Source organism: Cytophagia bacterium CHB2 (genome assembly GCA_030263535.1).
Lineage (GTDB): Bacteria > Zhuqueibacterota > Zhuqueibacteria > Zhuqueibacterales > Zhuqueibacteraceae > Coneutiohabitans.
The window spans coordinates 16520-38060 of sequence record SZPB01000012.1 but is presented as its reverse complement, the minus strand read 5'-3'; the positions used below and the strand labels follow the sequence as shown (position 1 = coordinate 38060).

16 protein-coding genes are annotated in these 21541 nt (G+C 53.2%); all 16 read left to right on the top strand.

The annotated features are described in order from the left end of the window. A partial coding sequence (locus tag FBQ85_02695; GenBank protein ID MDL1874071.1) for a hypothetical protein occupies nucleotides 1-1401 on the top strand: 1401 nt, incomplete at its 5' end. Nucleotides 1402-1435: 34 nt separating this feature from the next. Then, nucleotides 1436-2542: a glycosyltransferase family 1 protein gene (locus tag FBQ85_02690; protein ID MDL1874070.1), complete on the top strand. Its 1107-nt coding sequence runs from the start codon at nucleotides 1436-1438 to the stop codon at nucleotides 2540-2542. 158 nt (nucleotides 2543-2700) lie between these two features. After that, entirely contained in the window at nucleotides 2701-4401 is a 1701-nt protein-coding gene (locus tag FBQ85_02685; protein ID MDL1874069.1) for a glycosyltransferase family 39 protein, read from the top strand. A 65-nt stretch (nucleotides 4402-4466) separates the two neighbouring features. Then, complete coding sequence (locus FBQ85_02680) at nucleotides 4467-5576, top strand: glycosyltransferase family 2 protein (protein MDL1874068.1); 1110 nt, start codon at nucleotides 4467-4469, stop codon at nucleotides 5574-5576. Between the two features lie 96 nt (nucleotides 5577-5672). Next, nucleotides 5673-6047: a hypothetical protein gene (locus FBQ85_02675; protein ID MDL1874067.1), complete on the top strand. Its 375-nt coding sequence runs from the start codon at nucleotides 5673-5675 to the stop codon at nucleotides 6045-6047. A gap of 25 nt (nucleotides 6048-6072) precedes the next feature. Beyond that, complete coding sequence (locus FBQ85_02670; protein MDL1874066.1) at nucleotides 6073-6840, top strand: glycosyltransferase family 2 protein; 768 nt, start codon at nucleotides 6073-6075, stop codon at nucleotides 6838-6840. Continuing rightward, nucleotides 6812-7831, top strand: a complete 1020-nt coding sequence (locus FBQ85_02665; protein ID MDL1874065.1) for an NAD-dependent epimerase/dehydratase family protein — start codon at nucleotides 6812-6814, stop codon at nucleotides 7829-7831. Before FBQ85_02670 ends, FBQ85_02665 begins: the two co-directional genes overlap by 29 nt. Then, nucleotides 7812-8915 (top strand): DegT/DnrJ/EryC1/StrS family aminotransferase, encoded by a 1104-nt coding sequence (locus FBQ85_02660; GenBank protein ID MDL1874064.1) that lies wholly within the window; start codon nucleotides 7812-7814, stop codon nucleotides 8913-8915. Before FBQ85_02665 ends, FBQ85_02660 begins: the two co-directional genes overlap by 20 nt. Before the next feature lie 76 nt (nucleotides 8916-8991). Continuing rightward, complete coding sequence (locus tag FBQ85_02655; protein ID MDL1874063.1) at nucleotides 8992-9768, top strand: methyltransferase domain-containing protein; 777 nt, start codon at nucleotides 8992-8994, stop codon at nucleotides 9766-9768. 215 nt (nucleotides 9769-9983) lie between these two features. Then, complete coding sequence (locus FBQ85_02650) at nucleotides 9984-11354, top strand: hypothetical protein (protein MDL1874062.1); 1371 nt, start codon at nucleotides 9984-9986, stop codon at nucleotides 11352-11354. 1548 nt (nucleotides 11355-12902) lie between these two features. Beyond that, on the top strand, nucleotides 12903-14366 hold the full coding sequence (locus FBQ85_02645; GenBank protein MDL1874061.1) for a glycosyltransferase family 4 protein: 1464 nt from the start codon (nucleotides 12903-12905) through the stop codon (nucleotides 14364-14366). A gap of 43 nt (nucleotides 14367-14409) precedes the next feature. Beyond that, entirely contained in the window at nucleotides 14410-15390 is a 981-nt protein-coding gene (locus FBQ85_02640; protein ID MDL1874060.1) for a methyltransferase domain-containing protein, read from the top strand. 371 nt (nucleotides 15391-15761) lie between these two features. Beyond that, nucleotides 15762-17651, top strand: a complete 1890-nt coding sequence (locus tag FBQ85_02635; GenBank protein ID MDL1874059.1) for a hypothetical protein — start codon at nucleotides 15762-15764, stop codon at nucleotides 17649-17651. A 34-nt stretch (nucleotides 17652-17685) separates the two neighbouring features. Continuing rightward, nucleotides 17686-18384, top strand: coding sequence for a class I SAM-dependent methyltransferase (locus FBQ85_02630; GenBank protein ID MDL1874058.1), 699 nt, complete (start codon nucleotides 17686-17688; stop codon nucleotides 18382-18384). Nucleotides 18385-18465: 81 nt separating this feature from the next. Next, nucleotides 18466-20193, top strand: a complete 1728-nt coding sequence (locus FBQ85_02625) for a carbamoyltransferase (protein ID MDL1874057.1) — start codon at nucleotides 18466-18468, stop codon at nucleotides 20191-20193. A 117-nt stretch (nucleotides 20194-20310) separates the two neighbouring features. Beyond that, nucleotides 20311-21516 (top strand): glycosyltransferase family 4 protein, encoded by a 1206-nt coding sequence (locus tag FBQ85_02620; GenBank protein ID MDL1874056.1) that lies wholly within the window; start codon nucleotides 20311-20313, stop codon nucleotides 21514-21516. Nucleotides 21517-21541: the final 25 nt, after the last annotated feature.

Genomic DNA, 21541 nt, shown 5'->3' with positions numbered 1-21541 from the left:
GCCGTATTTTTGATCGCGCGCCGCTTCTTTGGCGTGCAAACGGCCTTGCTGGCGGCGCTTTTTACCGCCATTTCACCGTTTGAGATTGGCTGGTCTCGCCTCTCGCGCATGTACACGCTGTTTCAGTTTTTGTTTCTGCTCGGAAGCTATGCCTTCTATCGCGGCTTCGAAAGCGAGGGCGGCGGCCTCTTCGGTGAATGGCAGAAAAAGTTCCTGCGCAATGCCTGGCTGCAACGCTTGCTGGCGGCATGGAATTTAAATGTCTTTTGGCTGCTGATCGCGCTGATTGCCTTGTTGATTTCTTTTAAAGTGCACGATCTCACCGCGCTTTTTGTTGTCGGCCTGATATTCTACACCGGCATCATGGCAATCGTGCAGTGGCGCAACCAGGGACTGATACAGGCCATGCGGGGAAAATATTTCATCGTTTTTTGGATTCTTATTTTTGTACCGATTGTCGCGCTAGTGACCGTGCCGGCATTGCGCGCGTTTCTCGATTACGCGCTGGGCTTCATGCCCAAATGGGCGGAAGGCACGCGCTTTCAGAAACGCATGCTCTTTTTCGATTTTATGTTCGATCACTACAATTTTCCCATGGGGGTGCTGTTCGTTATCGGCGCTTATCAGGTATTGGCCCGCATGCATCGCGACGGCATTTATGTTTTATCTTTGTTCGTGAGCACGCTGTTCATGTTCATGACAGCGTTTTCGTATCGGCATTTCCAATATCTGTTTCATGTTTATGCGTTCTTCATCATGCTCTGTGCTTTTGCGTTTTCGAATATCATGGCGTCTGAACTCGAAACGATCAAGAGCCGGTGGTTTTCAAAATCGCGGCTGTCGCAGGGCGTTATTGCAGCAATCGTCTTCTGCGTGTTTCTCGTTTGGCTGCCGATCACGCCTTCGGTGCGGCTGGCGCGGCGCATTCCCGCCAGCGAAGACGGCAGCTTCAACGGCGCGATGTACATGGAAGAATGGCGGGAAGCCTGCCAATTCGTGCGCGAACACAGCGACAGCAGTGATGTGATCATCTCGACCGATGCCCTCGGTACGCTGCACTATCTCGGCAGGGTTGATTATGATCTCAATTTTGCCGACCTTGATCTGTCGATGGGCAGCAATCTCAAGGATGCTAAGGGCGAGTATTTTGACTTGTACTCGGGCAAGCCCTACATCAAAGATTTGGCACAGTTGCAAAGGCTGGTGGCAGAGAAGAAGACGATTTGGATGCTGGGGCAACAATATAAAATGCTGGAGGCCCCCGTATTCGTGCCCGTGCCGATGCGCGAGTATATTGTCTCCAATTTTGAACGCGCGCTGACGACGGTCAACAGCACCGTACTGGTTTATCGCTATCCGCCGCAACCAGCCTCGGGCAAGAAAACAGAGACGCAATTCTGAGAAGGTGGCATACAGGAAAGCTTGTGGATCATTTATGAACATTGCAATCATGGGAATTCGGGGAATTCCCGCAAACTATGGCGGGTTTGAAACATTTGCGGAACATTTGGCCACGCGTTTGGTCAAGCGCGGGCATCACGTTACGGTGTATGGCCGCTCTAATAATATCAAATTCAATGCGCCCTACTACCAGGGCGTGCGTCTGGTAATTTTGCCGACGATCAGCCACAAATATCTCGATACCGTAGCGCACACGTTTCTTTGCGCCTGGCACGCTGCCCTCAAAGAAAAATTCGACGCGATTTTGGTTTGCAACAGCGCCAACGCTGCCTTTTGCATCATTCCCCGCTTATTCGGGCAAAAGGTGGCTATCAATGTCGACGGACTGGAATGGCAGCGTAAGAAATGGAACAAGCTTGGCCAATGGTATTACAAAATTTCCGAGTGGCTCTCCACCAAGCTTGCCAATGTCGTAGTTACCGATTCCAAGTTTATCAAGCGCTATTATCTGGAAAAATTCAAGAAAGATTCTGTGTTTATTCCCTATGGCGCGCCCACGGAAAAAGTGCCGGCAAACGACACGCTCAAAAAATACGGCTTGCAGGCAGGCGATTATGTTCTTTACGTCAGCCGCTTCGAGCCGGAAAACAATGCCCATCTCGTGGTTAAAGCATTTGAACAGGTGAAGACCAACAAACGCCTGGTGATGGTTGGCGATGCGCCCTACAGTTCAGACTATATTGAAAATCTCAAGGCAACTAAAGACGCACGCATTCTCTTCACTGGTTATGTGTTCGGCCACGGCTATCGCGAGCTGCAATCGAATGCCTATTTTTACGTGCAGGCAACCGAAGTCGGCGGCACCCATCCGGCGTTGCTCGAGGGCATGGGGTTCGGCAATTGCGTGCTGGCGAACGATGTGCCGGAACATCGCGAAGTGCTGGAAGACGCCGGTTATTTCTTCAGCACGAAAGAGAACGGCGACCTGGCAACAAAAATGCAGTATTTGCTGGATCATCCCGAGGCGGTAACACAAGCAGCGCGAAAGGCCGTTGAAATCATCAAACGTGAATATACCTGGGAAAAAATCGCCGACGATTACGAAAAGTTATTCCATGACATGTCTCAGCGAAATTCTTGAGCTGAGATCCTGAGTTTTGTGATTTTATCCTATCGCCCGCAGAATAGAACCCCCAGTCCCAAGCCCTGGGTCTGTAAACAGGGAGGCTCGAAGTTCTGAGGGCGAATTTTTTGATGGCTAAGGCAAGGTTCCTTCCCAAAAATCAAATGCGCTTTTAAATGAATTCAAAAAAACACCTCGATTGGCCCTTTCTGGGCTTGCTGTTGGCGGCATTATTGTTTCGCCTTTTCCTGCTCAACTTTCGCTACGCCGTCGGCTGGGACGAGCCTCATTATCTCAATCTGGCAGCGAGCTTCATTGCCGGAGAATTTAAGAACTGGCTGCATCCCTTTTGGTCGCCCATGTATCCGATGCTGGCCGGGCTTATGGCCGCGCTCACCTCGGAGGTGGAACTGGCCGGTCGTTTCGTTAATGTCATTTGCGGCACACTGTTGCTCTGGCCGATTTATCGCTTGGGCGTCGATCTCGTGGGAAGGGCAAGCGCGTTATGCGCGGCTGCCGTGCTCGCCCTTTACCCGCCCATGGCCTTCGCTTCAACCAGTGCGCTGGCAGAGCCTTCTTACATGCTGTTCGCCTGTTTGGGCGTTTGGTCGGGCTGGGAAGCGCTTAAACGCGGCTCACTGCTGCGCGCTTTCGCAACGGGCGTATTTATCGGGCTGGCCTATTTGACGCGGCCGGAGGGCGTAGGCTTCTTGATCGTCTATTGTGTATTTGCCAGCCTTCTGTTTGGCGTTCAGTTATTTCAAAAACAAAAAAATGCAGCGCTCAAACTGGGGGTGATCGCTGCCCTGGCTTGGCTCCTAACGGCGTTTCCTTACATTTTTTATCTCCACGGCGAAACCGGCCGCTGGACCTTGAGCGCAAAAGGAGCAGCCGTGCAGCAGTTGGAAGCGCAATATTTCTCGCCCGGCAAACTCGGAACCTTTGATTCGCTGTCAGAGGATAACCGCACTTATCCCAACGATCAAATTTATCACGACGGCGATTTTGTGCAGGCAACCGCCAAACAGGGCGGCCCGCCGATCCAAAATTCATTGGGACTATTGCTTAAAAAGTATGCAACACATTTTTATCGGTTGACACGCTCCGAACTGGCGGCAATCTTTTCGCTGGGTTTACTCGTGCCTTTCATTCTTGGTTTGTTCGGCAGCGCGTGGCGCGCCGAACAAATGCGCTTGAGTTTATACTTACTGTGTTTTGTCGGCTTCTTTTGGTTTATTGTAGTCCCGTTGTTTCATATCAATGAACGCTATTTGACCGCATTATTGCCGATCGCGACGATCTGGATTGGACGCGGTATAATCACGCTCAAAAGCTGGTTTTTGGAGATATTCACGCAATTCACTTCGAACAACATTATAAAAAAACTTGGGTCGCAGCGACTTGCCTGGGCTGGGGCCGCTGGCGTGGTGATGATCTTCGCGTTTCTAACCCAACTCGGCAGCATCGTGCAGCGCTCACCGCATGACGTTGATTTTTGGAGCGAGGCGATCGAGCTTAAGCAGGCGGGGCAATGGCTGCGCCAACATGCGGGCGCCGCACCGGTTTTGATGAGTTACAATAAAGCGATAAATTTTTATGCAGGAAATCATAACATTCGCTCGGGCGCAACCTTTTCACAGAACGAATGGCCGCGGCTCGCGCAATATGCGCATTATCGCGGCGTGACGCATGTGGTGTGGGCCGAACGTTACGCCTCGCATTTTCCCAATTTGTTGCAGCTCAATGATCCGGCCACGGCGCCGCCGGAGTTGACGGCGATTTATGACGAGACGCAAGCCCCCGGGCTGCGAACGATCATCTACCGGTTCGCAGCGCTCACGCCGGGAAGCGAGGAGACTTCCAAGAAAGAACAATAGCACAAAAGTATTCAGACTAAAGTAATTGCGCATCTCAAGGACCGGCAAAAGCGAAATGACTGTACATGCGGCATGGCTGTGTCCAATCAGGAAAGTTAGTCGAGGAGAATGATCTGTTGCACGAAATTAGCCATTTTGAAATCGGCGCGGTTAAAGGCGTCCGGCATGTGAAAGCAGAGGGTGGAGCGATGCCAGAGCGTAAGGAAGCCGCGGCGCGCACGAAAGTCACATTTTCGATCGTGCTGCCCGTCTACAATGAAGAAGCCAACATACCGATGATCTATGAACGCCTCACGAAAGTTTTGGAAACGTTAGGCGAGCCTTACGAAATTATTTTTATCAACGACGGCAGCCGCGATCGTTCGCGCGACTTGTTGCGCGAGCTGCATCATCGCGATCCGCGCATCAAGCTCGTGAGTTTCACCCGCAATTTCGGCCATCAAACCGCGGTAAGCGCGGGGCTTGACTTTGCAACGGGCAGCGCCGTGATCGTCATGGACGCGGATTTGCAGGATCCGCCGGAATGCCTGCCGCAATTTATCGCCAAATGGCGCGACGGCTATGACGTGGTGTATGCCATTCGCACCAAGCGAAAAGAAAATATTTTCAAGCGCGCCGCGTATGCCGCCTTCTATCGCATCCTCAAGCGCATCGCGGATATCGACGTTCCGCTCGATAGCGGCGATTTTTGCATCATGGATCAAAAAGTCGTGAGCGTCATGCGCGCCATGCCGGAGCGCAACCGTTTTGTGCGCGGCATTCGAAGCTGGGTGGGATTCCGGCAAATCGGCCTGGCCTACGAACGGGACGAACGGTTTGGTGGTGAGACGCACTACACGCTGTACAAGCTCATCAAGCTTGCGGTGGATGGATTCGTTTCATTTTCGTACGCGCCGCTCCGCATGGCCGCCCTTCTGGGTTTTATCACCTCCGGCATATCATTCGTCGCGGCGTTGGTGCAACTTTATAAACGCCTGTTCGTGCCAAGCTCATACGTACCGGGTTTCGCCTCCCTCATCATTGCCGTGCTTTTCTTAGGTGGCATTCAATTGATTACCATCGGCATCATCGGTGAATATCTGGGGCGTATTTTTGATGAAGTTAAGCGCCGGCCACTTTACCTCCTGGATGAAACGCTTGGCTTTGGCGAGCAAAATCGTTCCGCATCTGCATGAAACTGTTGGTAATTGAAGTGGCAAGCAATTGTTGTTGATTAAATTAATGTTAAGATGCTTGCATGATCATCTCATTAATTTCGCTCTGAAGGTGCCATGAGCAAGACCTATGCAAACATCATCTTTCTGATCTCGATTGCCACCACCATTACCGGCCAGTTGCTGCTCAAAAAGGCGACAGCCTCCCAGCGTTTCAGCCTTGATCCGACGCAGTTACTTTCAACGCTGACGGCGTTGCTGCTCAACCCCTATCTCATGGGTTGGGTGTTGAGCGCGGGAATCAGCGCGACATTGTGGATTGTCGTGCTCTCGCGTTTCGAATTAAGCCTTGCCTTTCCGGTATCAACCACCTTGAGTTACATTTTGATTTTGGTGCTGTCCTGGTGGCTCTTCGACGAACAAATGACCGTGACTCGATGGATCGGGATTGGATTGATGAGCGTGGGAATTTTCATGACGTATCAGAGCTGAGCCATGACCAACAATTCTCACGCCCATGGAACACAGCACGAACGGCATCAGCTTGTCGATTTTTTTCCCGGTCTACAATGACTGGGGAACGATCGGAAGCATGGCAGCGCTGGCAATTGCGACCGCCGAGCAAATTACCAGCGACTTCGAGGTCATTTTAGTCAACGATGGCAGCGGCGAGAGCACGCTAGAGGTGCTCAACTTTCTTGAGAAAAACTTCCCCCAGCTTCGCGTCGTTCATCACAAGATAAACCGGGGATACGGGGGCGCGCTGAAAAGCGGGTTTAACGCTGCCACGAAGGATTATATTTTTTACACCGATGGTGATGCGCAGTACGACGTGCGCGAGTTAAAAAAACTCGTGTCTGCGATGCGCCCCGGCATCGATATCGTCAACGGGTACAAAATCAAGCGGAACGACCCCTGGTATCGCATCGTCATTGGAAAGCTGTATCATACCGTCACCAAGCTGGCTTTCGGCTTCACCATTCGCGATGTGGATTGCGATTTCCGGCTGATGCGGCGCGGCATTTTTGATCGCATCCATCTTGAACACAACAGCGGCGTGATCTGTGTCGAGATGATCAAAAAAATGCACGATGTCGGGTGCCGCTTTGCAGAAGTGCCGGTGACACATTTTCATCGCGCCAGCGGCAAATCGACGTTTTTCAAGTTCCGGCGCATTGCGCGCGTGGGCGTCGATCTCACCAAATTATGGTGGCGTCTGGTCGTCAAAAAACAATCCCAACTCAAACATCCCGTTCATGCTCGAGCTCACGAAATCGTTTCATGACAAAAACGTCATGATCACCGGCGGGTTGGGTTTCATCGGGTCCAACCTGGCGATTCGCTTGGCGGAGATGGGAGCTCGCGTAACTGTGGTCGATTCGTTGATCGATGACTACGGCGGCAATTTTTTCAATCTGCGCGGTTATGAAGAACGCATCCGCATCAATATCGCGGACGTGCGCACGCGCCCGACTATGAATTATCTCGTGCGCGGCCAGCATTACATTTTCAACCTCGCCGGGCAGGTCAGCCATATCGACAGTATGGAAAACCCCTACAACGATCTTGAGATCAATTGCATCAGCCAGCTTTCGATTCTCGAAGCCTGCCGCAAGTTCAATCCCGAGGTCAAGATCATTTTCGCCGGAACGCGGCAGCAATACGGCAAGCCGCAATATTTGCCCGTCGACGAACGCCATTTGATGATTCCGACCGATGTCAACGGCATCAACAAAATTGCGGGCGAAACCTATCATTTGCTCTACAACAACGTTTACGGCATTCGCGCCTGCTCGCTGCGCTTGACCAACACCTATGGCCCGCGCATGCTGATGAAACACAATCGCCAGGGGTTTATCGGTGTCTTTATTCGCCAGGCAATCAATGGCGAAGAAATCAAAATATTTGGGGATGGCAAACAGCGCCGGGATTACAACTATGTTGATGATGTCGTCGACGCATTCCTGCTCGCTGCGGCAGATGAGCGCGCCAATGGCGAGGCCTTCAACCTCGGCGGCATGGAAGTGTTCAGCCTCTTGCGCTTTGTCGAAATGTTGATCGAGATCACCGGCACCGGTTCCTACAAAATCATACCGTTCCCGGAGGAAAAAAAACGGATCGACATTGGCGATTATTACGGCAATTATGAAAAGATCCGCAGCGTGCTGGGGTGGGAGCCGCAGGTGAGATTGCGCGACGGCCTGGAACGCACCGTGAAATATTTCCAACAACACAAAAACGAGTATTGGCCCAAAGATGAAAATCAGTTTTCTTGACATGTCCCGCCAGCATACGGCGATGAAAAATGAAATTGATGAAGCCCTGGCGCGTGTGTTCAACCGCGCCTGGTTTATTTTGGGAGAAGAAGGCGAGGCGTTCGAGCAGGAATTCTCCGCTTATCTTGGCGCGCGGCATGGCGTGGGTGTCGGCTCCGGCACCGAAGCGTTGCATCTGGCCCTGCTCGCCTGCGGCGTTACTGCGGGCGACGAAGTCATCACCGTGCCGAATACGGCGGTACCGACGATCTCCGCAATTTCATTCGCAAACGCCAAACCCGTGTTGGTGGATATCGATCCGGCAACCTACACGATGGATGTTTCACAAGTCGAGGCGGTGATCACGCCGGCGACGAAAGTTTTGCTGCCTGTGCATCTTTACGGGCAAACGGCGAACCTTTCGCCCTTGCTTGAAATCGCGCGGAAGCACAATCTTCGTGTGGTGGAAGATGCCTGCCAGGCGCACGGCGCAACCTTTGAACAGCGCAAGGCCGGAACTTATGGTGAGGCGGGCTGCTTCAGCTTCTATCCCAGCAAGAATCTCGGCGCTTACGGCGACGGCGGTTTTGTATGCACCAATGATCCTGAGATTGCCGAACGTTTGCGGCTGTTGCGCAATTACGGACAAACCAAGCGTTATTATCATGCGACCAAGGGTTTCAACAGCCGGTTGGATGAGTTGCAAGCTGCCGTTCTGCGGAGGAAGCTGCTCTACCTTGATTATTGGAATGCCCGGCGGCGAGAGCTGGCGCGGCTCTACGATCAACTGCTGCAGGGCTTGCCAATAGTATTACCGCAGACGATGACGTGGGGCGAACACGTGTTTCATCTTTATGTCATTCGCTGTGACCGGCGCGATGAACTTTGTTCCTTTTTGGCCGAACGCGGCATTCAAACCATCATTCACTATCCCGTGCCGGTGCATTGCCAGGAAGCCTACCAGGATTTAAACCTGCCGCTCGGCGCTTTGCCGGAAGCGGAAAAGGCCGCCCAGGAAATCGTGTCGCTGCCGCTCTACCCCGAGATTCGAGAAGATGAAATCGAGTTCGTGGCGGCATGTGTCCGGGAATTTTATCACCGGTGATTTTCGCATTTGCCTGCTGGTAACACTTCTGTTCACGAGAGAAAATCGCAGATAAGAATCCCGAAAGGTTGTTCCGATGGCGGCCTCCTCAACCTCAACCCTCATGCTCCCGCAAGAATACCGTATCATGTTCGAAGCGGAGAATTCGCATTGGTGGTACCGCGCGCTGCGCTGTTGGCTCGAGCATGTCGTCCGCCGATATGTTTCCAATGACGGATGGCTATTGGATGCCGGATGCGGCACGGGCGCGACATTGGCTTTGTTGCAATCGTTGAACTACAAATCCCTCGGCTTTGACCTCTCCCTCTCCGGACTGCAATTCGCTTGCAATCGCGATCACATGTTCAATAAATTGTGCTGCGCGTCCGTAACAAATTTGCCGTATTCCTCCAACAGTTTCACCGGCATTATTTGTGCGGATGTTTTATATTTGCTGCACGACGATGATGAAGTCAATGCCTTGCGAGAATTCAAACGGGTATTGCGGCCCGGCGGTGCGCTCATTTTGAACTTGCCGGCCTACGAATGGTTGCGCGGCGAACACGATCAAGCCGTCTCGACGCAACGCCGCTATACCGCCAAAAGCTTGCGGCAAAAATTGCGGGCGGCGGGCTTCGAGCCGCTGCGCCTCGAATACCGCTACATGATGTTTTTACCGGCGCTCGCCCTCGTTCGCCGGGTGTTGCGCAGCGGCAAGCAAGATGCTGCCAAGGCCAGTTCCGACCTTACCCTAAACTTCGGTCTATTGAATTCCATGCTCACCTATATAACGCACACGGAAGAGAGATTCGGGCGGTTCATCATCAGGCCTTTTGGCACCTCAGTTTGCGCTGTCGCGAAAGTTTCACATTGAAACAGTCGTTCACGATAGGGCAGTTTATTCGACGAAACGCCTGTTTTCTTTATTATTGAACAAGTGTTACCCTGCCAATCTCTTTAAAATCATAGTTGCCGAGCATAAATTAATCTGTGGCGTATTTGTATTCTTGGATTGAAATTTGCTTAATGCAAAAGAATGATGCACAAACGTGACACTTTGTTTCTTGCGGCCGCACACAGGAAATCGTGATGGAACCATTGCTGTTCAAAACAAGAATCATCGGAGTTGTTTTTTTTGCCGCTATTTTTATTGCCGGCTTTCTGCTCACAACGAATCGGCGCCGATTTTTGCTTGCGTACGGCACCATTACCGCCGGCTTCCAAATCGAATTGCTGCTTACCTACTTCGGCGCTGTAATTACGCTCAGCTACCTCGCCTTTCTCGCACTGCTGATTTATTCGTTCATTGAACCGAAACGCGATATCAAACATCCCAAGCCGCGCGTGCTGTGGCCGTGGCTTGGCATGCTATTCTTTGCTGCGCTCGCCGTCACCAAAGCGATCGACCCGAATATGGCGCGCGCCCCGTTCGTGATGTTCGCGTTCGATGTGATCATGTTCTTTGCCGTGCTGCGCACGGTGAAAACGTCCGGCGACGTGCGCTTTTACGTGGGCTGCTTGATGGCCGCGATCATCGTACAGAGCATGATCGGGCTGCTGCAATACAAATTCCCTTTTTTCAAGATCGGCGTCATCGATCATTATCAATCCTACATGTGGTGGCGCGCGAAGGGCACGTTTTTTCATGCCAATCACTACGGCATGTTTTTGCTGCTCACCCTGCCGCTCGCGCTGCGCTATCTCATCAACGCGATGGCGGAGCGCAACGCCAAATGGATGATGTACGGTTTCGCGACGTTCGGCATCGGCCTCGTGGCGTTGCTGGCCAGTTATAATCGCGGCTCGTGGGGCGGCTTGGTTTTTGGCTTATTGATCATGCTGGCCGTCGATTTCACCAAGCGCGGCGTGAAAATTCGCCGCATTCTGTCGAATTTGCTGGCGCTGGCTTTTTTGGGTGTCGGGTTGTTGTCGATAAAATTTGCGCCCAAAATTTATGATCGCGTGTTCCAGGATGACGCGGAAGGTCAGCTCGAAGGCCGCGGCGAGCAAATCGACGAAGCCATCCCTTTGATTCTGAGCAACCCCGTAATCGGCGTGGGTTATAACAACGATCGTTTTTATGCTTCGGTGATTTTCGTGCACAATGTCTACATGTTGATCGCGGCCGAAATCGGCATTCCTGGGCTGCTCTGTTTTCTATGGTTCATGCTCGAGATCCTCCGTGAAATTTGGGCGGTGAGCCGGTCCAGCGTGCTCTACTGTGCCAATTATGCGCGCGGGGCGCTCGCCGGCATGCTTGGTTTTTGCCTGGCCGCATGGGTCGGCCCGGATTTTTGGATTAATTACGGTGTGCAATCTTACTTTTGGCTCGTTCTCGCGTTGCTGTTCGCCGTCAGCCGCTTGAAACGTGTGATGTTGTTCAAACAAAAACAAATGGCGCTCGCGCAAAAGAACAAACGCTCGCCACAACCTCATGAAACGAATTTATCGCAATCATAAACAAAATCCGGGAGCTTCGTCCGCGCCTCCCTCCCGCCTGTTGCTGCTCGCATTGGCGTTGTTGCCCTTCCTCAGCGTTCCGCTCATCGGCACACAATTGTATTTTCGCCACGACGATTCCGCCGTGATATTGTGGGCAAAGGAATTCACCTCGCCGTTTTACCACGCCGTTTCGCCGGATCCTGCTGTCAACGGCTTTGACAAATACCCCGGCATGGGGCCGTATTGGCGTCCCTTTGTTTATCTTTACGTCAAGGGCCTGTGGAATTTTTTTGGCCTTACAGCGGGGCCATATTATGTCGTGGGCGGCTTGCTGTTCATGATCGCGGTTTATTTCCTGTTCCGCCTGGCCGAACAGCGCTGGGGCCTGGCCACCGCTGTGTGGAGTTGTCTGGCGTTGATGGCCGCCTTTTATGGCTCCATGTACAATTTGTATCATTTGACCATTCAGGTTTCATTTTTCTACCAGATCACGCTGCTTTATTTCTTTTGGGCGTATTTGCAAAACCAGCGCTGGCCACACTTGCTGGGCATGTTGGTATTTCTCGCTCCGGCCATGAGTCGCCAAACCACGCCGGTGTTGATGGTTGCGATTTTGGTAGCGGTGTTACTCGAACAACGCAAACAAGCCCTGGCGTTTCTGCGCAATAATTGGCTTGCCCTCGTATTATTGCTTCCGAGTTTTTATCTGATCTCGCTTTCCCCGCAAACCAGCGCAGGCTCGGTGCTCGCGGAAGGCGCGAATGTCGCGGCGATTATTGCATTCTTGCGGGAACGCTTCTTTTATTACGGCGGCCTCTTAACCAGCGGCATCACCGGCGCGCTATTGCTGTCGCTTATTGGCGGCGGCGTTTTGCATCATCTGGCCGGTCTGGCTAAAACCAAATTCCATTTTGATAAAGCGCAGTGGCTGTGGCCGCCGCTCACGTTCATCCTGGCGTTCGGTTTGATGGCATTGCAACCGTTTGCGATTTACTGGTTCGTGTTCTGTTGTATATACTTGTTCATCATTGATGATCAACTCCGCTTGCCGATAGCGTGGGCCGGCGCGTCGTTAATTTGCTTCCTTTCGGCAAAATATTATCACAACGGCTATCTTTTGGAAGCCGGTTTTGCCCTGGCGCTCGCCATGGGTGTATTGATCATGCGGCTGTCGCAGCCGCTTGTGCTCATGTGGCAGAGATTTGCCGTTCGGCCGCGTGTAAAGATTCCGGCGTTGGCTGGCGGCGCCGCGCTGTTGGCGGCGCCCTTCGCACTTGTGCTTGCCGGTAAAACGCCCGCTCTGGCCGAGCCGTTTGAAGTCGTGAAAATCGCCTTCGATTCCAACCAAAATTTTCAAGAATTGATGAATTATTTGCGCTATGAAATGCCCAGCAATGCCGCGCTCTATGAATTTACCGAAGAAGAATTGGGCACAACGCGCTTCGATCGTCGCCACATTTCATTGCGCGAGCGCGCGCGTCGGGTTAAAATTATGAATGCGGAGGACAAGCTCGTCATGCTCCGCGCGCTCGATCGCAGCGATTTGCAAATTCATCCTGCCGCGGCATGGCAAGCGGCGGATCAAACGCAGGAAGCCTATTTTCTCGCCTGCAACAACTTCGAAAAAGAAATGGCGCAGCAGCAGTTCGATCTCATTGTCGTGAAGGAATTCCAGCGCGCCACGGATTCCGCCGCAATTTACCGGCTGGTGCGGGAGGCGACAGCAACCGCTTCACCCGCCGCGCCCTCGCCGGGCGGCGAGCAGCCTACCGAACTGAATGCGAGCAAGCCGGCGCTATGAAAATTTTGATGATCGACAAATATCACTTCATCAAAGGCGGCGCGGAACGTTATTATTTTGAACTGAAGCGCATTCTCGAACGTCACGGCCATGAAGTGATTCCCTTCTCGATGCACCATCCAGAAAATTTTCCTTCGGATTGGTCGGCGCATTTCGTGTCCTACATCGAGTATAACGGCAACGGCGCGCTGCACAAAGTCATGGAAGCGCCTAAGGTTTTTGGTCGCATGCTGTATTCCACGGAAGCCAAGGCTAAAGTCGAAAAGCTCGTCAATCGCGTGAAGCCCGATCTCGTGCATTTGCACATGATCGATCATCAACTATCGCCTTCGATTCTGCACGTGTTTCAGCGGCACGGCATTCCCGTTATGCAAACATGCCACCAATACAAACTGGTGTGCCCGAGTTACCGGCTGTTGATCATGCGGGAGAACCGTATTTGCGAAAAGTGCGTGACTGGCAATTTTTATCATGCGCTGCTCGAACGCTGCCACAAAGATTCGCTCGTGGCAAGCGCAATGGTTGCCGCCGAATCCTATTTGCACAAATGGATGAAGATTTACGATGTCATTCGTCTCTTTCACGTGCCCAGCCGGTTCTTGGGTGATAAGCTGTTGCAAAGCGGCGTCGATGCACAGCGGGTTTGGCATCAGTTTTATACCATTGAAATGCGCGACTTTCCCTATTCGCCGGAGTTTGATGATTATTTCGCGTACTACGGCCGTTTGTCCGAAGAAAAGGGCATTATGACGCTGCTGCAAGCGTTGCGCAACGCGCCGATTTCGAAGCTGATGATAATCGGGGACGGGCCGCAACGCCCCGCGCTCGAACAATTTGTTGCAAAGCATGATCTCAAAAACGTTGTGTTCATGGGAAATCGTTCGGCGCAGGAATTGGTTTCATTGGTCGGCCGGGCAAAATTCGTGGTGGTACCGAGCGAATGGTATGATAATTCACCGCTGGTGATTTACGAGTCTTTCTCCATGGGCAAGCCGGTGATTGCCACGCGCATGGGCGGCATGCCTGAACTGATCGAAGACGGGGTGAACGGCCGCCTCTTCGAGGCCAAGGATGATCAGGCCTTGACAGTATTGATCAATGATATGCTCCGCGATGAAACCCGGCTAAAAGCCATGGGCCGTGCCGCGCGCCAAACGGCCGAGCGCGAATTCGATCCGGAAACGCATTACCGCAAGATGCTGGTGGCGTATCAAAGTCTGTTGCCATAAAACCGTTGCACTCAACCTCATCGGAAAGAGATCATTCAAAAAAATGATTAGACTCGACCCTGATATTTTCGCTTTACTGGCCTGCCCGGCGTGCAAAGCAAGCCTTGGTCGCGAGAATTCTGCACCGGCGGGATTGGCATGCCCGGCGTGCGGGCGATCGTATCCGAGTGTGCGCGGCGTTCCGATATTGATCAATGAAGACAATTCGATTTTCTCGATTCAGGATTATGTTCAGCCCAACACGCAAAGCGAGCAGTTGGACAAGCATGTCAGGCAGCGAGGGGGGCTGACTCAGCGCTTGCGTGCACTGATTCCACAAAACGTCAAGAACATCGGCGCTGATGAAAATTACGCAAGATTCGCGCATGCGCTGTTGGAAAGAACTCCGCAGCCTCTCGTTTTGGTTATCGGCGCCGGCGCAGAGGGCGCGGGAATGTCTCAAATTCTGAAAAATCCCACGCTGCGCTTCATCAACACCGAAATTTTTATCGCTTCCAATATTCATCTCGTGGTTGATGGGCATGATATTCCGCTGCAAGCAGAATCGGTTGACGGCGTGATTATTCAGGCAGTGCTGGAGCACGTTGTCGATCCGGCCCGTGTTGTGCAGGAGATTTACCGCGTACTCAAACCCAACGGCCTGGTGTATGCTGAAACGCCGTTCATGCAGCAGGTTCACATGGGGCGGTATGATTTTACCCGCTTCACGCATTTGGGACATCGCCGGCTGTTTCGCCAATTCGACGAAATTGCCAGCGGCGCGGCCTGCGGCGCGGGCAGCGTTTTGGCGTGGTCGATCGAACATTTTTTCCTGAGTTTTGCCGGCAGCAAAAGGGCACTGCGCGCCGTGATTATTCTCATAACCCGGCTGCTCTTCTTTTGGCTGCCCTATCTCGATAAATTGACGATCAAATCGACCGCCACTCTTGACGCTGCCTCGTCTTACTATTTTCTCGGCAGCAAGGGTTTCCAAACTTTACCGGACCGTTTGTTGATTCAACAATACCGCGGCGCACAGCAGTAATTCCGGTCGGTTGGTGATTAAATTCCGGCCACAGTCGCCGTATTTTTTACAGCAGGTTCAAGAACTGTCTCGGCAGGCTGGAACTGTTTCGGCAAAGTTCAACAATCAAAAAGGCGAACACGAGAGCTCTGCTACGCTTTGAGTCAAATGTGAAGTATTCGTAACCCTTGCATCCGCATATCTTCCGTAAAACGCTAACACGTGTCAACGTGCGTATATATAAATACGCATAGTTGATTTCTGGGCATGTGTTGGCACGCGTGTTGCATAAAAAGCCAGGTCAAAGCAGATTTTGAGAATGAAAGTTACGGCTCGACAACACAATCCCGCGCCGGCGGGGCACATGCATCCAGGATGGGTATTTAACTTTCATGGATGAGATCACAATGATGAGACGAAAGGACACGCCGTTGTGCTGGTCTCGAAAATTGGGAACGTTTTTTTTGATGGTACTGGCGCCGGTTGTGGCATTATTGGGTTTGCCAAAGCCGGCTGCAGCGCAGCAAATCCGTAATCACCCCTTCCCGCGCACCGCTCAACTGCAATGGGGCGGTGCGCCCGATGAATGGTATGCGAAATTCGATTTGCTTTTCATGCGGCAGGATAACAAGGCCTATATCGACCGCATCCGCGCATTGAATCCTAATCTCATGTGGCTGATCATGAGAGATTTCAATCGAGCAGATGAGTACCTGAACGGCTTCCCGGACTCGTGGTTTCTGCGCGACTCGAAGGGAAACAAGATCGTGCTCTACGGCGGGAATACCTACTGGGCGAATCTTTCGGAGTTATGCCCGACAGCGAGCGGCACGATCAACGGCCAGAGCTTTACGAATCAGCGCCTACATGATTTCTTCCCGATTGAGCTTGAAAGATTGGTTCGGCAATCGGGCGCGGAAGGAATCGTTTCCGACGGGCTTTATTATCGCCTGCATCTGGAATGGAATATGTTTCCGGACGTCGATCTCGACAACAACGGCCAGAACGATCTCACTGAACCGGGCAAGGGTAAGAATTGGGTGATCGAGCGCTGGGTGGCGGGCGTGGACAAATTTCTCAACAAGCTGCGCAGCCTGCTCGGGCCGAACAAATTGATTGTGATCAACACTGGCTCGCAAGATTTGCCGACTGCCTCGGCGGTCAACGGTTTGTATTTCGAAAACACTGGCGGGTTATTCAATTGGGATTACGACAAAAACATCATGCCGCAGCTTCATTCTCGGGCAGCGCAGCCGCCGATTTTCACGTTGAACAACAAAACCGATCCGTCAAATCCAACGTCAAAGGGTGTCGGCGGGAGCAAGAACGATTTTATCTACATGCGCTTCGGCCTGGCGCGCGCCATGCTCTTCGGCCAGTATTTCGATTTGCATACCTGGGAGTCGGGCGAACATTATTGGACGGAGTATTATGACGAGTTCGACCTTGACGTAGGCTATCCCACCGGCAACATGTACGAAGTGAAGCGCGGCATCTGGGTGCGCTTTTTTGACAAGGGCGCGGTGATTGCCAACGTCAGCAACACCAACACAACGGTGACGGATGCGGAATTGCGTTCCGCGCCGGGTTATGCCGGGCCGTACTGGCGCTTTCAAGGCGGGCAAGACCCGGCGATGAACAACGGCCAGCAATTCACCTCGCTCACGCTCAACGGCCACAGCTTTACCGGCTACGGCAATGCGACGATCATCGTCGGCGACGGCGTGGTTTTGGTGAAGACGCCGCAAACGGTAGTGGCGGACATGGTGATCGACAACGTTCGCAGCGCCACGACGGCCGGATCGCCGGCGGCAAGTTTTTCAGGATCATGGCAGCAGGTTTGTGAGGAAGGCGGGAGCCAGTATTACACGCTGCGCTGCGCTTCGTGGGTGGACAATTCCTACGGAATGCACCTCACCACCGATCGCTCGGCTACGGCGACTTTCCGTCCGAAAATCGGAGTATCCGGCCCGTATGAAGTTTTCGAGTGGCACGGCCAACCCAACTCGGGCGACGCGGCGACGAGCGTGACGTACACGATCACGCACACCGGCGGCTCGGCCAACAAAACCGTGAATCAGCGCAACAACGTTGGCAGGTGGAATTCGTTGGGCACGTACCTTTTCACTGCCGGCAGCAACGCCGAGGTGAAGATTCTGAGCGCCGGCGCAAGCGGCACGGTGGTCGCGGATGCAATCAAGTTTGTGTATCAAAACGGCAGCGGGCCGGAGCCGGATAACGATCCGCCGGCGGCGCCGCAAAATGTCAGGATCGAGAATTGACCTGTCCTGTTGCCTTGCTGTAAGGGATGACGCCATGCGTGACTGGAAAAACAAACTCGCATACCGGATCAGCGGCCAAAATCGCCGCAAGAAATTCGACACCTTCATGCAGGTTTTTGCGCCGGAGGCAACCACCCGGATTCTCGATGTCGGCGCTGCGGAAGAAGAGTACAGCGCCACAGACAATCTTCTTGAAAAGCTGTATCCGCATCAGCGCAACATCACGGCGCTGGGCGTGGACCAGTACCGGAAATTCCGCGCGCGCTATCCCGCAGTTCAGGCGCAGGTGTATGACGGCAAGATTTTTCCATTCCCGGATCAAAGCTTCGATCTTTGCTGGTCGAACGCGGTGATCGAGCACGTGGGCGATCGCGAGCGCCAGATTCTGTTCTTGAAAGAAATCCGCCGCGTCGCGAAAAATGCCTACCTCACCACGCCGAACCGCTTTTTTCCGGTGGAGGTGCACACGCGCACGCCGCTGCTGCATTATCTGCCCAAGCCGCTGTTCGAGCGCTATCTGCGGCTCATGGGAAAAGGCTGGGCGGCCGGCGATTACATGTTTCTGCTGTCGTACAACGACATTTGCGGGATTCTGCGGGACGCCGGCATTCAACACTATCGCATCAAACGCAATCATTTGTTCGGTTTCACGCTTGACTTCGTGATCATGTTCGGCGAAAAATTTGAAATCAGCCGGCGGCAACCGCAGGCCGATTTTGCCTATTCACAATAAACATCACAACGTTTTTCAAACCTCGAGCAGCATGAGACGCTTGATTTTCGACCACGGACGGCCGTTTAACCAGGAGACTTTATGGCCGTCCTTTCCATCACCCAGGGGCATGACACCGGCGCCGTCATCGTCAAAGACGGGCGCATACTGGCAGCAATCAGCGAAGAACGGTTGTCACGCATCAAAATGGACACGCAGTTCCCCTCACGCTCGATTCCGGCTGTGATGCAGATCGCGGGCGTGAAACACGAAGACATCAAGCATGTCGTGATTCCCGAGCTGCGCAAGGGCGAAGACATTTTCAAAAATATTTTTCCGAAGTATCCGAAAAGCGTTTTTGCCGGCTCAAAGTCCGCGCGGGCGGGATTTGGCGACCGCACGCGACAATTGGTGATGTCCGGCAGCTTGCTCATGAAAACCTATCCGCGCATGGCGCTGCTGTATCGCCGCTACGAAAAACGCCTGCGCGAGATGTTTCCCCAAGCGCAGTTGCATCGCGTCGAGCATCATTTGACGCACGCCGCTTCGGCGTATTACACCAGCGGCTTCGAAAAGGCTATCGTGATCACCGGCGATGCCTGGGGCGATTTCGTTTCGACGATGGTTTGCCTCGGTGAAGGCAAAAAGATGAGAGCCGTGCACCGCAGCTATTATCCCAATTCGCTCGGGCATTATTACCAAAGCCTGACCAACTGGCTCGGCTTTCGCGGCGGCCGGCACGAGGGAAAAATTCTCGGACTCGCGGCGTTCGGCGATCCCGCCTCACCGGTGTATGATGAAATCAAAGGCCTGTTGGTGTGTGAAGGCCTGGACGTACATGCGCCTTATATGATGGGAAAAATCTGGCATAAAAAAATGCCGTTTGCCAAAAGCAGCATGATGAGCAAGTTGGTGGCCAAGTACAAGCGTGAAGATATTGCCGCGGCCTTTCAGCGTCGCTTCGAGGAAGTCGTGACCACGCTGGTGAAGAATGCGATGGAACATTACAAAGTCGACAGTTTCTGCCTGGCCGGCGGCATTTTTGCGAACGTGAAATTGAATCAGCGTGTGTTCGAAGTGCCGGGCGTGAAGCGGGTTTATATTTTCCCGAATATGGGCGATGGCGGCGTCTGCGCCGGCGGCGCACTGTATTACGACATCAATCAAAACGGCTCGCGCGGCAGCGCCCTGCCGCATGCTTATCTCGGCCCGGATTATTCCGAGAAGCAAATGGAAAAGGCGCTGCGCGACAAAGGCGTGCCGTTCGAATATCACAAGGATATCGAAGTCAAAGTTGCCGGATTGTTGACGCAAAACAAAGTGGTGGCGCGTTTCAACGGCGCGATGGAATATGGCCCGCGCGCGCTCGGCAACCGCTCGATCTTATATCCCGCGGTCGATCCGGCGGTCAACAAATGGCTCAACGACCGCCTCAAACGCACGGAGTTCATGCCGTTCGCGCCGGTGACGCTGATGGAGGAAGCGCCGCGCTGCTACAAGAATTTGAGCGGTGCGGAATATCCGGCGCGCTTCATGACGATTACTTTCGATTGCACGGATTTCATGCGCACAAAATCGCCGGCAGCCGTGCACGTTGACAACACTGCGCGGCCGCAGTTGATCGACGAACAATCGAATGCCAGTTATTATCGCATCTTGAAGGAGTATTACAAGCTCACCGGCATTCCGAGCATCGTCAATACCAGCTTCAACATGCACGAAGAGCCGATCGTTTGTTCGCCGGAAGACGCCATCCGCGCCTTTCAGCTCGGCCATCTCGATTACCTGGCGCTCGGGCCGTTTCTCATCAAAGGCCAAAACCAAAATTAACTGAGAATGCAACTTCGGAATTAGTAACATGGCGGCAAAGGACGGCGGCCATCAAATGGGCGTGAGGGCATAGCACTTGCCATTGATGCGCCATTATGGACGATGTGAGAGACAATTGTGACGATTACGTACTTCAACTATCTCTGGGACATTGATGGCATCTCCGCCGGGTCTGCGGTCAAAGCCAAAGAGTTCATTGCCGCATTGCGGCGGTTGGGACACACCGCGCATTTAGAGTGGCGCACGCCGCAACCCAAAAATCAAAACGGATTCGGCGGGAAAAATCACGCTGGCATGAAGCCGCGCTTGCAGCCTTATCTGCATGAGCCGAAACGCCTGGTCAACAACTTCCGCCATCTCAGCCAGGAATATTTCCTGCTCAAGCGGCAAAAGCCCGATGTGTTTTTCAACCGCCTGGAATTCTACTATTTCTCCGGATCGTGGCTCTCCCGCCTGTTGAACTTGCCTCTCGTTGTGGAAGCGGATTGCCCGCCGACATTCGAGCACAATACCTTTTACGGCAAGGATTATTTGCATCTGGGCAAATTGCCGGCGCGCATCGAGCTTGCCAACTTGCGCGCTGCGGATGCGGTCATTGTCATTTCAAATGTGCTCAAGAATTATTATATCGAACACGGCATTCCCGCCGGCAAGATGCACGTCATTCCCAACGCCGCGGATCCGCAAAAATTCCGGCCGCTGCCCCGGGATCGCGAGTTCGTGCAGAAATACAACCTCGCCGGGAAAACCGTTGTTGGCTGGGTGGGCGCATTGGTCGGCTGGACCGGCATCGAGAACTTGATTGCCGCGGCGCGCCAGGTTTTGGCAACGCGGCCGCAGGTGAGTTTTATGATGGTGGGCGGTGGCCCCAATCAGGAACTGATGCGTAAAGAGCTGCAAACCGGTGAATATGCCGCGCGCGTGATCCTGCCCGGCACCGTGCCCCATGAAGAAGTGCCGCGTTATTTGTCGTGCATGGACGTGGTCCTGGCGCCGTATCCCAAATTGGATTTTTGGTATGCCTCCTCGATGAAAATTTTCGAATACATGGCTGCCGGCAAGGCGGTGCTGGCCAGCGCCGTGGGCCAGATTGCGGAAGTGATCAATGACGGCGTCAACGGGTATCTTTTCGACCCCGATTCCGGTGCGGAGTTGGTCCAGAAAATCACGGCACTGGCCGATTCTGCAGAAGCACGGCAGCGTGTCAGCGAGCGGGCGCGGCGTGACGTCGAGCACAAATGGAATTGGGAGGCAAACGCGAAAAAGATGATCGAAATTTTTGAAGAGGTTTTGCAACGCCGGCGCGCACATGCGGCGCGATGATTTTTCCGGCGAGACGATGAGCCAA